Source organism: Teredinibacter turnerae T7901 (assembly GCF_000023025.1).
In the GTDB taxonomy this organism is placed as follows: domain Bacteria; phylum Pseudomonadota; class Gammaproteobacteria; order Pseudomonadales; family Cellvibrionaceae; genus Teredinibacter; species Teredinibacter turnerae_B.
The window spans coordinates 4115125-4130684 of record NC_012997.1 but is presented as its reverse complement, the minus strand read 5'-3'; the positions used below and the strand labels follow the sequence as shown (position 1 = coordinate 4130684).

7 protein-coding genes are annotated in these 15560 nt (G+C 59.9%); all 7 read right to left on the bottom strand.

The genetic code is table 11. From position 1 onward, the window contains the following. The 7 genes from TERTU_RS16565 to TERTU_RS16535 are packed head-to-tail and all read right to left on the bottom strand — an operon-like array spanning position 1 to position 15560. A complete protein-coding gene (locus tag TERTU_RS16565; protein WP_015817376.1) occupies positions 1-1743 on the bottom strand; it encodes a baseplate J/gp47 family protein in 1743 nt (580 codons plus the stop codon). Between the two features lie 11 nt (positions 1744-1754). Continuing rightward, positions 1755-2207, bottom strand: a complete 453-nt coding sequence (locus TERTU_RS16560; protein ID WP_015817435.1) for a hypothetical protein — start codon at positions 2205-2207, stop codon at positions 1755-1757. A gap of 12 nt (positions 2208-2219) precedes the next feature. Beyond that, complete coding sequence (locus tag TERTU_RS16555) at positions 2220-2612, bottom strand: PAAR domain-containing protein (RefSeq protein ID WP_015816784.1); 393 nt, start codon at positions 2610-2612, stop codon at positions 2220-2222. Between the two features lie 59 nt (positions 2613-2671). Continuing rightward, positions 2672-3307 carry a phage baseplate assembly protein V gene (locus tag TERTU_RS16550; RefSeq protein ID WP_015818571.1) on the bottom strand — a complete coding sequence of 212 codons (636 nt, stop codon included), beginning with the start codon at positions 3305-3307 and terminating at the stop codon, positions 2672-2674. Further along, positions 3304-4419 (bottom strand): contractile injection system protein, VgrG/Pvc8 family, encoded by a 1116-nt coding sequence (locus TERTU_RS16545; protein ID WP_015817957.1) that lies wholly within the window; start codon positions 4417-4419, stop codon positions 3304-3306. The genes TERTU_RS16550 and TERTU_RS16545 overlap by 4 nt, the downstream gene beginning before the upstream one ends. 48 nt (positions 4420-4467) lie before the next feature. Continuing rightward, positions 4468-12162, bottom strand: coding sequence for a S8 family serine peptidase (locus TERTU_RS16540; protein ID WP_015819700.1), 7695 nt, complete (start codon positions 12160-12162; stop codon positions 4468-4470). Next, positions 12159-15560: a dynamitin family protein gene (locus TERTU_RS16535; protein WP_015819146.1), complete on the bottom strand. Its 3402-nt coding sequence runs from the start codon at positions 15558-15560 to the stop codon at positions 12159-12161. Before TERTU_RS16535 ends, TERTU_RS16540 begins: the two co-directional genes overlap by 4 nt.

Sequence of the window (15560 nt, the reverse complement as noted above, 5' to 3'; positions counted from 1 at the left end):
TCAAACCAGCTCCGTGACGGTAATTGTGTCGAAAGTCAGGCGCTCAAAGGCGGTGATGGCGTAAAGCGCGTCATCGCCGCTCAGGGTTTGGCTGAGGCCGCTTTCCTGGGTGAAAATAAACTGCACCTCGTAGGGCTGCACGCCCGCTGCGGTGGGCAGCACAGTCGCGGGGTTCGCCTGCAGGGTTTGCAGGTTGCCTTGCGGCTTGCCAACAACGGGGAGGGGTAACAGGTACAGCAGCTGTTGATAGGTGAACTGCTGGACTGCATGTGCGCCATCGCGATTTTGTTCGTTCACCACCGCCAGCAAGGCGACCATGGCGCTGTCGACCGCAGGTTCGTCAACCAGCTCGGCGTCGGCGGGCGCTGCAACCACAATTTGCAGGTGGGTGGGCAGGTTGGGGTCGATAATTTCCAGCTCATCCAAGGTAGTTGTCTGCCCCGCGAGGCCGAGGCTGCCGGTGCTGAAATCGAGCGGCGTATCGCTGCCGTCGGTCACACCGAGTATTTGCATATCGTTCACGCCCGCATTGCCCAGAACCAACCCGATTACCTTGTTCACGCTGCCATTTTCTTTAACCGGCAGAGACGCGAAATAGTCGCCGACCTGCTGTTGAATGCTGTCCTGAATACCGCGCAACTCGGTTTCGAGCAGGGTGCTGTTGGTGTCGATGCGTAGTCGCATGCGGATTTTCTGCGGCGGAACTTCGGTGAGCAGGTTGACCTTCACTCCGGCCGGTTTCACATCGGCGATGGCTTTTTCCACCTGTAACAGCAGCTCGTCGCTGAGGTTATCCACATGGGGGGCAACTTCCACCACGCCGGGCTGCCCCGCCACTTCGTACACATCGGCCTGCACCCCTTGTCGCACTACCGCCTCCTGAATTGCGGTGAGGGTGGCGCGTTCGCTGCCGTGGAGAAAGTTTTTCGCGCGCGCGCGCAATTGCACGTCGCTTTCATCTTCGCTGCCAATGGCGGCAGCACTGAGGTTGGTCACCTGGGCGATACCGGCGATGGGCTTGGCCATTAATGTCAGCGTGTTGGCGTCGACGCCGCTGGAGTCGTTTTCCACATCGCGCGCTTTTACCCGCGCTTTTGCCTGGCCGTTTTGCAGCACGGTTTCGGCGGTGGTTTCGTATTCGACTTTGCCGCTGTCGTTAAGTACGCGGGTGCCGCGGGGAATGGTAATGCTGCCGCGGGTGCCGTTGGCGCGGGTGAATTCCAGTTCGCATTCAAAGCGTCCGGCGCGGGTGCGCTCTATACCGAGCAGCGCCACCACCTTGTCCAGTGAAGAGCCGCTGGCACTGTTGATAAACCCCGCGTTGTACACCGCTTCGAGCTGGGCATAGAGGCGCGAGATTTCCAGCCCGACGGATTCCGCCAGGGTGCGGGTCACGCTGCCCACGTGTAAATCGTTGAGCCGGGTGGTGGCATTTTCGAGCTGATAACTGAGGTAGATAAGGCTGCCCTTGTCGGGCAGGTTGCCGCCCTCCAGCCACTCCAGGGTGGCCTTGTCGTCGGCCAGGGCGTAGTCATTGCCCGCGCTAAAGCGGAAGGCGGTGCCATTGCGCAGGCCATCCACCGCCACAATATTTTTCACCGGCGTGTGTTCCAGCGCGTGGGTGAACGGCGCTTCACTGCCGTTGGCGGGAGGGAAGGCGTGGGTCTCCGCGGTTACACCGCCGACGATGCCGGTGAGAATGTTATCCATCACCTCGATGTAGTTTTTGCGTCTGAAGCTCACCTTGCTGACTCCTAAATCTCTAGCACTATCGGCCCGATAGTGAGGGTTTCCACAGCGCCCAAGGGGCGCACGTCGATGCTGACGTCGATACTTGAGCGCCTGCCGGGCGAGGGTGTGATAGCAACCGACTCAATCGTGTCGATGCGCGCTTCCTGCTGCAGGCTCTCGAGAATGTAAAGGCGCGCCAAGTCCCGTGTGCTGGCGGTATTGGTGCGGCCGACAATCTCGTGCAGGCGCGAGCCGTACTGCGGATGGCCGAGGGCCGCCAGTTCGCCGCGCGGGGTCAACAGGCGGATGATGATGGCTTGGCCGAGGTTGTCGCGGTCGCTGATCGTGGCCATATCCAGTGCCAGGGCTTCGCCGCCCAGCACCCACTTGCGCTGGGTGTTGATGCGGTAAACCGGGCGCAGCTCGCGATGGTGCACGTCGATCGCTATGTCTGTGAGTAACTGAGGTGCTCGCATAATGCCTTCCGTCTAGCCGATAAACACGGTTCCCACCGCGATAATGCTGCCCACTGGCGCGGCGCTGGGGTCGTTGCAGGTTTCCACGGTATCGCCCGCGCGTGCTGCGGCTTTGCCATTAATAAACACGGTGCTGCTGCCCATTTTTACCGTGCCCTTGTTGTCCGGTTGATTCTGAAAGTTGCCCCCACTGGGGATGTGTGAGGGCGAATTGGTTGCGGTGCTGCCTTCGGTGGCCGCCGCTTTACCCTCAATATTCACGTCGCCACTCAACTCGCCGTCCAGCTTGCCGCTGAACGGGTTGGGCAGTGGCGTGGGCACTGGCCCGCCAGGCGAAGGAATCATCACAATGTGGATGTCTACGCCCACCACTTGGTCGTCTTGTTTTGCTGCTGGCTGTCCCATAAGTTTGGTGCTGACTTCCGCTTGTTTATTTAGGTTGTTTAGCTCGCTGGCTTCGGCTGTTAGTTGAGGTTGATCGTTGCGCCTTTCAGGTTTAGATCGCCGGAGGCTTCCAGATCCAGGTTGGCGGCGCTGATAAATTTCATATCGCTCTGGCTTTCAATGGTGATTTCTCCCCCGGGGGTGATGGTGATCACCGCGGCGCCATCGCCCACGTTCACTGTCACTGCCGGGTCGTCGTCTGCCAGCAGCACTTTTACCGCGCTGCCAATATTCAATACCGCAGACTTGGTATCGCCGCTGTTCAACTCCAGGTGCAGGGCTTCCTCAGCGCTGGCACTGGCGGGTAGATGGGTGATCATCTGCTGCGCTGCGTTCGCGGGCGGCCGGTCTTCGTCGTTGTACAGGCGCCCGCTGATCACCGGTGCATTGATATCGCCACCAATAAACTGCACCAGTACCAACTCGCCGATTTCCGGGATTGCGGCACAACCAATATGCGGGGTTGCCACCGGCACCTGCTTGAGCACGATGCCGGAATCCCGCAGGGCCACGGTGCAGGCGTAGTTGTCGGTGTCCGCGTCGTCCGCGTGGGGGTGTTGCTCCTGCACTACCGCAAGTTCCGCCTGGCGTGCGCGCATCAGTTCTTCCTGCACAATGCAGCGGATGGTGTCGAACAGGCTGAGGTTGGCGCTCACAGCAGGCCGCCCAGCAACGCACTGCCGCTGCTCGTCGATTGGGTAAACTGAATCACACTGATGAAGCCTGCGGCCTTGGTGTAGGTATGGCATACCTGGGTTACCAGGAATTCGCCGTTCATCTCTGACCCCGGTGCTTCGCTGATGGCAATACGGCTGCCGACAACAACCAGGGGCGCGCCCGGCGTGACTATTTCGCCGCGCAATGCCAAGGCGCTGCATGCATTGGCCAGCCCGGCGGCACAGGCTTGTACCGCGTCTACACTGCGCAGCGCGGGTGCGCGATAGCGGCGGGCGCGGCCATCACCTGCGCTGGCGGTAACGCCCGCCGGATCTTTCACCAGCCAGCTCCAGGCGTCCTGCCCCTGGGCGCCCGCTGCACCTGCTCCGGTTACCGTCACTGCGGCGCTGGCTCCGGTGGACTGCCGTACACTCAAACGCAGAATATCGTTGTGGTAGCTGAAGCTTTGTACTGCGGCCCCGGCCTGGGCGGGCCCGAAATAGAGTGCGCCGGTGGTATCGAAATAGGCCAGATAGCCGCAGTGGCGGGCGAGACGGTGAATATGCTGGAAAGCGTTGATACGGTCGTCGATCACGTAAAAGGGGTAGTCGATGCCGGACTCCACCGTGCCCAGGGCAACGCCTGCCTGGTTGCACAGGTCGGCAACCAGGTCGCCGGCGGTTTGCTGCTCATAGCTCTGGTTCAGGCGCAGCTGGCTGAGTAAGGCGCCGCCATTGGCAACGGTTACTGTGGTGGCGTGGTGCGTTGTTAAACTGAGCTGATGAATGTGGCCATGCATCACCGGATGCGTGCCCTCATCTTGATAGCCCAGGTCGATGCTGCCAGTGTCATCCAGGGCTACTGCTGGCGCTTGTGTGTCGCTCGCGGTTTGCAGGTGCGTAATGTCTACGTGAGGTGCCAGCGCGCAGCGGCTGACAACGCTAACCAGACTGCGCGCCCAGGGGTCTGCGGCGGGGCTCAGCAACGGGATATCGATCGCCAGGCCACTGGGGGCCGCCGCGCCAAACGCGACCTTCGCCTGCGGTTTGCGCACGGCGATAGGGGCATCGGTACTGCTGAGAAAATCCGTCAAACTCATAATTGCGTCCATGAATTTCTGCTTATTCGGCCTGGTTAATGGCGCCTTGTTGCGTTCTTGCTAGCGTTTTCCAGGTGCGTTGCCGCGGTCGGCGGCACTGGCGGGCGCGGCGGTCGCTGTCGCCAGAATTTTTACCAAATTGTCATAGAGTGCGGGGCTCTCGCCTTCTTCGCTGTGAATCCCGCGCATCAAGCGCTGGCCGCCGCGATTAAATCCGTTCCAGCCGAACCCCATCCACACGGTTTCCTTCGCCATGGTTGCATCGAAATGCACAGTGGCTTCGGTAATTTCACGGATAAACGCCTGATCCGCGGTATAGGCCAGATTGCCGATGAGCTTCACCGTATCGCCATCACTCAAATTGAGCGCGGCAACCGACTGGCTTTGGGGGTTGATGAAAATGTCCGGTCGCTTTGGGTTACCGGCCTGTACCTGCTGGTTTAGCGGAATTGCGGTGGAGGCGTAAATTGGCGACTGCGCCATCAGCAGCTGCATTGGGAATGACCCGCGCCCCTCTCCGCCGTTGTCGACGGCCAGTACCGCGTCCCTGTAGGCGGTGTTTTCGGGGGCAAATCCGCTGCTGCCTTTAACGTCTGCCAGGTTGCTGCCGGTCGCAACCCTGTCGCTCCAGGGGCTGCAGCCATCGGGGAGCAAGGTCAGCTGATTTTCCGTGAACCGCTGCGGGTCGAGTGCAGTGCCCCGCACCAGCAGGTTGTACAGCAATACAACCGCCTCACGTTCGCTGTAACGGGCAAACAGGGTTTCCAGAATCCAGTCCACCTGCATCCTGTTGAAAAATGCCACGCCATTACCGAACGCCAGCGTGTCTTCCGCATCGGTGGTGGGCTCACCCCGGTGAATATCGGCGTACCAGTCGCGCAACTGGCTGTGGACGTTGGCAACTTCTTTACGCGGCAAGCGGTCCACCAGCAAGTTGGGTATGCGCGAACCGCTGGTGAAGAACTCGGCAAACGCCTGGCGCCGTTCGCGGCTCACCAGCAGGGGCCCGGTGGTGTAGATGGTCTCGTTGATGACGGGGGCGAGATCGTCATCGAAGTCGTCTTTGAGTTTGGCGTGAATGGCTGCGAACAGCTCGTGAAGCACGCGCGCCAGAGGGCGCTTGGCCGCGTCCTGCAGGGGCAGCAGCGGCTGGCTGAGGTTGATCCAGGGCGAGCGCTTGTGCAGTTGCAGGTCGTAGCTGCCCAGGCTGTCGGTTACCGGCAGGATAATATCGGCGTAACGACTGGAGTCGTCGAGAGTGGTGGTCACCTGGATATTGAGCTGGGTGCCGCCGCTGCCCAGCAGCGTCTGAATATTGTCGGCGTCGGGCAAATGGGTAAGCGGGTCCAGGCCAAACCAGAGCATGACTTTGGTGTTGGCTGGCGCATCGGCTTTGAGGGCGGCGAGGTTCAGTGTTTCCTGCTCGGCAACCGCGCCCAGTTGCGGGTTTTGTTCGGGGCGCAGAGTGTCGTGGCTGCCTGCAAACCCCGGATTGTTGAAGTTCAGGTGCAGGTCTTCGCCCAGCGACAGGCCCGCACCGGGTTTGCCGATATTGCCGGACAGCAGACTAAGCGCGGCCACATATTGCAGATTTTCCTCGCCATCCAGGTAGCGACCGAGGCTGCCCCCCAGCAGGGTGGTGGCGTACCCGGCCATATAGGCGTCGTAGAGGGCGTCGAAGGCCCGTTGCAGTTGATCGATCTCTGCGGCAGACGCGTTGTGCAACAGCTTGTCGGTGAGTGCCGTATCCAGACGCACCGGGGCGCCGGGTGCGGCGATTTGAAGGTAGTCGGCGGCCACCGTGCGCACGTGCGTTACGAAATCGCCCAGCTGCGCAATTTCCGCGCTGAGCAGGGTCTGCAAGCCGCGGCTCGCATCCGTAAATCGCGGGTCTTCCGGAAGTTGGCGGGTGGCGGTGGCATGGCCCGTATTGCCTGCCATTTTCAGCATTAACGCCAATGCCAGATGGCGATCGCTGCCGGGTTGAATACTGATACGGCGGACAAAATCGGGTATGCCCTGCAGGCCCGGGTCAATCACGAATACCTTGACAGTTTGCGGTCGCGCCGCGTGAACCGCCGCGAGGCTGCGCCACAGAGCCTGGGCATTTGCCGGGAGATTCGCGCCCCAAACGATAATGGAATCCGCCAGGGAGAGATCGCCGCGTCCCAGCAGACGGCCGTGGTTATTACTCAGTAATTCCTGTAAGCCATGAAACCCCGCGCCGTTGAACGGCGAGCCAAAGGGTACGCGCGAGCCGAGCACATCCACTTTGCGTTTAGTGGTGAACGAGCATTTGGATACCTTGTTCGAGGCCGTGAGCAGCCGGTGAAGGTGGTGGACGAAACGGTTGAACAGCATTTCTCTCACCAGACCCGCATCGGGTTTGTCTTCCAGTACGAGCACGGTTCCCGTCGACGACCACTGCTCCACAAACTGCTCCGCCAGCGTGGTGTAGACCTCTTCCCAGGGCACAGGGCGAAAGCCGTCGAGGCTGCCCCGGTGCGCGCGCTCACGCATCAGGGGCTGGGTGAGCGCTGTGCTGCTGCGGGCCTGCAGTGATGCGGTGTCGCCACCGGTGAATGGATCTGTGTGGTGGTGAGCCAGATAGCTTTGCAGGCGTGGGCAGGGTGGCATGGTAGCCTGTCCCGGCGCCGCCGGTGAACGGTTGTACGGTGCGCGCGGCGAGCACACAAGATCGTCGAGGCGGTCGCCAGCCATCACGCCTTCGTTCAGGCAGTTGTCTTCACAGGCCACAGGGCAACCGGTGGTTTTACCCGCGGCAGCCGGTGGTTGACCCTGACGATGGAGTAGCCCTCCGGGGTGACTGAGCAGGGTGGCTTTGGCATCCACATAGCCCCATCCGGCGACCGGGTCCCACTGGTTTGGGGTTTGGGTTTGATTGCTGCGGCTGATCACCGAGCTTGTCGCGTGTTGAAGCATGCGCTGCTTGATGTCTGCATGGGTCTGGGCCGTGTCCTGCTGCAACAGCAAGGCCGCCAGACCTGCGATATGAGGCGCAGCCATACTGGTGCCGGACAGGCGCTGAAAAGCCATTTCCACCATAAAGGCTTCGGCAACGCCGTGGCTGGCGGCGGCAACCGTGGTCGGGTTGAGGCGCAATTGCCAGGTGCCAGCGGGTATTGGCAGGTCGCTGTTGGTGGTGATGGTGATCAGCGCGCGATTGCGCAGGGTGCTTTGTGGGTGCACGCTGTGATCAATTTGAATCCGAAAGCGGTCGGGGTCAGCGAATTCGCGCGGTGCCGGTGGTGCTGTCGCCGCCACGTCGGCCAGGGTGGTGCCCGCAGCACCGGCAACGATGGCGTTACCCAGCGCGACGGGTTCGGTGCGCCCGCCGCCGGCGATATTGAGTTGTATTTCCAGAGTGTCGCGCGCGTCGTAAATCAATTCTATCTGGAGCGGGTCGTGGCGCCCGTGGGGCATCAGGAAATCCCACTCCTGGACGACACCGGTGGCAAGATTTTGGGCGCGCCGGAAGGTATAGGGTGTGCGTCCTTCCGGCTGCAGGAACAGGGGAGCATCGTGAAAGCCGGGGGCGAGGTCATAGGTAATGTCCACCGGCGCGGCGGGCGTAGCGGTGTTGCTGTTGAACATACGCATCAACCAGGCGCCCGGCGAGATATTGTGGGTGGCAGATGTGCCGCGCTGGAAGGTGATGGTGGCCGCACCGGGGGTATGCACAATGGTCACCCGGTTGCCAGAGCCAAAGTTGTAGCGCCGCCCGTTGGCCACCGCCACGCTGCCAACTGAGCCGCCGACGGCGACTGTGCCACTGTTACTGTCGATGGCGGTGGTGTGTTGCCCTGCGGGGTCGAACATTAGCACGCCGAAAACATGCGCTCCGGCGGTGTAGCGAATCCGGATCTGTACGTCTGCGACTATGCCAACGGGCACGGTAAAAGGGATATTGTGGAGCGTCGGGTTGGCCGCCGCAGCCGCCTGCGCCATGGGGAACGTCAGCCGTGGTGCAGCGCCGCCAAGAAATTTTGGCCAGCCCACGCCTGAAACCGGGGGGAAAGCCTCAAGGCTTACCGGCACCGCTGCCGGGAATACCTCATCGTGCTGCACGACAATACGCCATTCGCCCGCTTCGAACTGAAAGCCGGAACGCAACTCAATGTGCGCGAGGCCTGCGCCTGTCTGGCGAATAATAATGTCGGTGGTGTCGCCCATGGCGTAAAGCCGCCCGCTCCCATGGGGGTGATCCGGGGCATTGGCGCCTGCGGCCAGGCCCGCGCCCGCCACAATTCGCTCGCTGCCATTGGGCAGAACCGCGTGGGTCCGGTTGGGCGCGGCTGCGGTACCCGGTTGCTCCAGGCGCACGCCAAAGATCCGCGCCGCCGGGTAGCGAATCTCAAAGCGGATAACGCCGCTGGCGCTGGCGGGCAGGGTAAAGCTCCACTGGGTTTGGGTGAGGGTGCCCGCACTGGGTGCGGGCAGGACATTCTGGGTTTCGGTACGTTCGCCGGTGGTCAGCAGTGGCCAGGTCGCGCGCATCCCGCGAAACTTGTTGTCGCCAATGGCAAAACCCGCCCAGGCGAGCGGCGCGCCACGCACGCTCCACAGCTCGGTCAGACCGGAGCAGGGCGCCAGAATCCCGCTGCCGGGTGCCATAATCTCGGGTTTTGCGTACTTCAGCCAGCGGCGCAGGTGCCCATTGAGCCGCATCCGCGTGGCGTTGCGCAGTGGGCCCGCACTGGAATCCTGTGCTGGAAAACTTAACGGGTAGAGGCCGGGCAGCCCGTTGCCAACCGTCATTGGCTCGCGCGCGGTGGACGGGCTGCAAAGGGTGCTTTTGCCATTTTCAATGTCGTCGGGGCGCACCACTAAAAAGTTGGCCCCGTGGCCGACGGAGAACAGACGCGCTACCAGTTTTTTATCGCCGGGAACCTGAACCGGAATCACTTCCAGGCGCCACAGTCCGGTGGGATGAAAAGCGGCGCTGCCTGCCGGGCGGCGGATGGAGATAAGCGCGCGGCGCAATCCGGGGGCCGCGCTGGCTGCGGGCATATTGCAGCTCACGGTGGTACCGCCAGGCAGAGCGCCAGTAACCCCCTGGGCACCGACGGCGGGGTTGGCGGCGCCCGGGTCGGTGTGGAAGACATTGCCCAACGCACACGTGTAGGGAAGGCGGCCGGGCTCTGGCGGATGCATTCGCAGCTCTATTTCGTTGCTGTCGGCGTAGAGCAACTCCAGGTCAATAGTGTCGGCGGTGTCACGGGGGACTGTGAACGCGATGTTTTCCGAGCCAAAGGGTGTATTAGGCAGGAAACCTGTGGTGGCGGAGAACGCGGTGGCGGCGAGCCCTTCCGAGTTGTCCCCATCCAGGTGGCGATTCATGGTGGTGACGACTGAAATGGGCGCGGTGATATTGCGCCCTTCGAACTCCACCTTCCATTCCCCCTGGGTGAGCGCACCAAAGGTGGTGTTTTCCAGTAATACAGTGGCGATGCCGTCGCTGCCGGCGCTGGGTGCGGGGTAGTTAAAGGTGATTTGAATGTCGCCGCTTACGTACTGGCGAGCGGCCCCCGCCGCAGGCGCGCCGTTGACGGGTAAGGCACCGGGGACGGCGGTCTCGATGTTGCCCGCGCTGATCCAGGGGGTCACCACCCAGCCGCCAGTTTCCCGCCACGGCTGCAGCGGCGGGACTCTAAGGCGAATCCGCGCGAAATCGCCGCCGGGGACATTAATTCGCAGCTCAGATTCCGAGGTGAATCCGCCACCGAACAGCAGCGAAACTACAGACGCTTGCAGCGCATCCGGAAAAACCGGAACTGTTGTCTGATTGAACTGGGTGTCTAAAAATCGGCAGTAATCGCTCCGGTCGCGCCTGTCCTGGTGGAGGCGCACACTGGCGGGTACCGCTCTGCTGCCCGCGGTGGTGCGCAGGCGAATTTTATAGATACCATCCTCTGGGTCGAAGTTGGGATTGGGTGGGTCCGGGCGCTGCAGCAGGCGAATGTGAATTTGCTTGCGGCCGGCCAGGGTGCGGTGATTGATCAATGTCGGCTGGTCAATCCCAAATCCCGTCGATGGAAAATTGACCGGGAATCCGGCACCGGTAACCGCGCCTGCGGCAGTCACTGGCGCTGGCGTCGGGGTGATGGCTGGGCCGTGGGCGATCCAGGCACTGGCGGGGCTACCGTTATCTGCGCCAGGTTGAAGTTGCACCTCGAGCTGATCGTCTTCACTGTAGTCGATGAAAATATCCAGTTCTGCGGGCATCGGAGTGAGATTGCGCTGCTGCACTGACAAGTCCAGTTGAAGTTCTCGTCCTGGTTGCACCAGCACCTGTTGAGCCGTTTCGTGCACGCTGCGAAAAAATGTATCGGCGACGGCATTGGCGGCGATTTTGCGGATGGCGCCGTGCAACTTGCCGCCAGCAGGCAGCGCGTTGATCCCTTCGAATTCAATAATCCAGTGCCCGGCTGCGATGTTGCCCGCGGGGGGTGGCTGCAGGCGCACCACAATCTGACGGTCACTGTTGTGGGGGTTTTCTGACTGCGAGACAAATGCGGAGGTGCCGTCGCCAAAATCGAACCGTTTGACGGGCGCAGCGCCCGCGGTCGTGGGCGCGAACCCGCCAGGGCTGACGCGTTCTACACAGCCGGTTGGGTGTGGGTCCACCCAGTGGGTAATGCGATTCCCGGCCAGCAGTGGAGAGATCAACCGAATCGCGATTTGATCGAGGCCGGGATACCAGAATTCAAACTCGTCGGTGGCCGTGTTGGCGCCTGGACTCACCCAGATAAGTTGCGTTGCCGCTTGCCCGTTCGGCAACACGCGGGTGTTGATCTTGAAGTTTTGCTGGCGATCATTGCCCGCCGCGAGGGCGATAAAGCGGCCGGGCCTGGCGGCAAGTGTCGCCGGATCGCGCAGCAGGTTGTCCAGCCCGACTTCTACATCGCTGGTGCCGTCTTGCGCGCCGGTGGATAAGCCCTGACTGATATTAATGGCGCAGGGGCCGCCAGCCTGTGTGAAGATCCAGTCGCACAGGTCGTGAATCAGGCTGATATCCTGATCCAGCAAGCGGACAAAAATAATATCCGCGCCGGGCGCCATACCGCGATTGGCCTGGGTTGCGCCTGTAGCGATTCCGGTGACATGTGAACCGTGGCCGTTAAAGTCCTCCGATGTGGGTTGTATGACCGGCGGTGTGGAGGCGGCACCCAGCAAGTAGGTGTCGATTTGCGCGCGGGTGTAGACCACGCCAATGGCGCCGGGGCCGGGGGTATCGCCGGGTCGCGGGGTGGCGGCTCGGTCCCAGTAAACGGCCACTCGGGTGGGGCCGCCAGGAAATTTTCTGAACGCCGGGTGGCGCAGATCGAGGCCGGAATCGATGACTCCGACGTAAGTGCCGGTGCCATCCCAGGGAGCCGAGCCGTTGCGAATGCGCTGGCCGTCGGTAATGGTTGCGCCAATTTCCCTGCGACTGCGATACATCAATGCTCGGCCCGCATGCACCGAGGCGATGTAGATGACACTGTCAACATCGCTCAATTGGGCCAGCCCGTCGAGTGTTGCAGTGATCGTGCAGAGTTCGCCCTGGCGATTGACCAGGCTGACGCCGTCGATGGCGGGCAACTCGCCACTACAGGTCACCGACACCGTGAGTTGTAGTTGGTTGTTTTGCAGGGTGAGATTAAGGCGTTGCTCTTCTACCAGTGAGCGCTTTTCCTCGTCGCTGAGCAGAAACAACATATTTAAATTGGGGTCGAGTTTAGCCGGGTTCATCCGATGCTCCCTGCGGCGCTGGCGCTGCCAGAAGCGCCTTCCAGTGGCACCGCAGCAAGCATTTGTTTAAAGGCTGTGCCGGTGCGGTTTAAGGCTTGTTCCAATTCGTCACGCATTTTGGTGAGCTTGTCGTCCAGCACATCGGTGATTTCCCCGGCATCCAAACCGCTGAGGATTGCGCGAATAGCCGCAAAAATTTCCAGCAGTGGTTGCAACAGGTTTTCCAGGTTGAACAGCGCTGTGATTTTCTGCTGGAGACCATCCCAGGCGCTTTGCAGGGCGGTGAGAATGGAGTCCACCGCCACATTGTCGAGCACACCAATCAGGTTTTGGTAACGGTCATTCAGCCCGTTAATCAGTAGAGACGGGTCCAGACCGGTGACCAGGTTTTTCATGCGCTCGACCATCGCGAGCAGGGGAGCGAAAATGGCTTCCAGCGAAATCGAGCCAATCAGCTCGCTCAACTTCTGAATAATATTTTCGATCATCGCGATGACCGGTGCGATGTCGAACGCGCTCAGCGCGGTGCGCATGGTTTGATACGTATCGTTTAGCGGGGCAAAGAGTACGGCGGGGCTCAATTGATTTAGCTTGTTAAGTATGCGGTCGTAAATAGCGTCGAGCCGTTCAATCCACACTGCCGGATTGGTTAAACCCAGCAGGGTTTCCAGGCGGCCTGCGGTAATATCGTCGCGAATGGCCAGCGGCAATAATTCTTCGATACGCGCTTGCGCCTGCTGATATTTCTGTTCCAGGTTTGTTGGGTCCAACCCGTTTAGCACGGCATTGAACCGGGTCTGATACTGCTGGCAGCGGGCGCTCACACTGGCGAATAATATAGTTGGCACGCTCAGCTCCAGTTCGAGTGCAAAGCTGCTGCCGTCGCGTGTATCTGCCTGCACAACGGCGGTTTGCGTAAGGCTGTATTCCTGCTGGATTGCATGCAGGGCCGCGTTTGGTTGCAAGGATTCAAAGCGGCTTTTAAATGCGCTGTAGGGTTCGCGAACCGCGTCAAATAAAACTGTGGGATTTAGCGCGTTCGCGCGGGCCAGTGCTTCGTCGTACAGGTCGCGAATCTGGGTGATCACCGACGCTGGAATATTCTCGGTGAGATCGGCAATCTGGGCCATGATATCGGTGAGTGGTGCCAGCAACGTGCTGGGCGCAAACGCCTGCAACGAGCCCAATGCACTATCAAACGGTTCGTTGATTGGTTGCAGCAGGCGCTGCGGGTCTAATGCATCTAAAAAGGCATTCACATTGCCGAATACACTGTTCACCGGGGTCAGCATTGCGTCCAGATCGATACTCGCCACCTGCTGCGCGAGCAGGTCAATCTGCTGTTGTACCGGCTGCAACAATTGCGCTGGCTGCAGCTTGTCGACAGATTGCTGCAGCGTGTTGTAGAGGTCGTGTAACGGGGTGAGAAATTGCGCCGGGTTCAATGCTTCCAGTTCGCCCGTTAATTCTGCGAGGGCTTTGTCGATAATTGGCCGCAGCTGTTGGGCGATATCCACATCCAGCGCGGCGATGATTTTATCCAGTTCCTGTTGCACCGGCGCGAACAGGGATTCCGGTGAAATGGCGATAACGCGATTTAACAGCTGGTTAATTTTATCGGCAATACTCTGCAGAAATTCTCGTGGTTCAACTAATTTTTCGTCCAGCTCTTTTAACAGGGCCGCCGTTATTTCGCGATCAAAATCACTGGTTTGAATTGCATCCAGCGCGGCTTTGAGGGCGGCTTTTAGCAGATCGTTTAACGACGACAGATCGATGTCGGCGAGCGCATCGCGGGCTTCTTCCAGTTCGGCGATTATCGGGTCCACGACGGGTTCGAATTCCAAATTGCCAATCGCCTGAAACGCCTGTTCAATGCTGGCGGTGGCCTGATCCATCACCGCCTGGGGATCTACCGCTTCGATTTCTGTTTTTACGCCATCGAGGGTGCTGGCAAGGGCGTCTTTACTAGCATCCAGTTGGGCCGCCAACTGCAGTAATTGCTGCTCGATGGTTTGAATTAATTCGACGAAGGTATCGGAAAAATCCGTCAGTGAACCCTGAATGCTAAAATTTTCCGGGTGGTTGGGGTCGCCCTGGATCAGCGTGTCTATTTTTGCGTACAGCTCATTTAGCTCGGCTTCGAAGAAGAAATGAAACTTGCCGTCCTCGCCGGTTTCACCCAGTTGCGTTATCGCGCTGTCGAGAGAGCCGGTTAACGCGTTTAACCAGCCTTGTATTTGCGCGGTGAGCGCGGTGAGCATTTGCTGTGCCTGGGCGACTGTATTTTCGGCGGTCGTGTTTGCGTTGCTGATTTCCCGCTGAATAGCGTCAGTGTCAAGCGAGGTGATTGCCTCTTGTATCTGCGTAAAAAAATCGCTGATGGTGTTGTTGATCAGCGATAAATCGACCGCGTCCACGGAGTCTTCAACGCCGGTAAAAAATTCATCCAGACGTTGCGGCACATTGGAGTAGTCGTCGATGCGCATTGCCAACACGCTGTCGAGTTCGCGTTGAGCAATGTTGGCTACGCCGTTAACCTGGAGTAATGGATTATCCAGGTGCGCTTGCAGACTGTCGAAAGCGGCGTTGATTTGGTCGGTGAGTTGAATAACGGCGGCGCGGTATTCTGCGGTCAGGGTTTCGATATCGCCGACACCGGTATCGGCGGCGGTTTTTATCTCGGCAAGTTTCGCCAGCACGGCGTTCTGTAAGGTTTCGAGATCGAGCGCATTGACATCGGGTAGCAGGTTAGCGAAAAACGCATCGGCGTCACTACTCAGGTTATTCATGCTGGGTGCCAGCGCAAAAATGGCATCGCGCACACGACCAAAGGCGAGTAACAGCAGTTGATCGCGAATGGTCTCTGCCGAGGCGCCGGATTCGGTGATAGGGCGAATGGTATCGGCGAGTTCGAATAAATAATCCCGCCAGGCGCTGAATCCGGCAAGGTCTGGCCCAGTGAGCGAGCGAACCACACCGTTGAGTGCGGTGGTTGCCTGCTGCACGACAGGTGTTAGATCGCCGTTGCGGGCATCGTTGATGGCTTCGCCAGTCGCAGATAGGGTGGTAATAATTTGTGGAATTCGCTCGACGATCTGTTGCAGGTCCTGCAACGGTTGGTTGATACCAGTTAATAAATCGGTGGGTAGTTCGGTGGCGGTGGAAAGATCCTGCAATACACTCAGGGTACCGCCAAAGGGCGATCCTTCCGCAGACGGTATCGCTTGTGTGATGGCCGATTGAAATACGCCGGATAAACCTGATGCGGCGCCCGCAAGGTCTTGCGATTGAATTAAATTGGCAAGCCCTGCCAAGCCAGAAGTCTCGTCGCCCACAACCAGATTCACTGGGGCACTAATTTCTTCGGCGGCGGGAATCAGGTTAACTAAATTCAT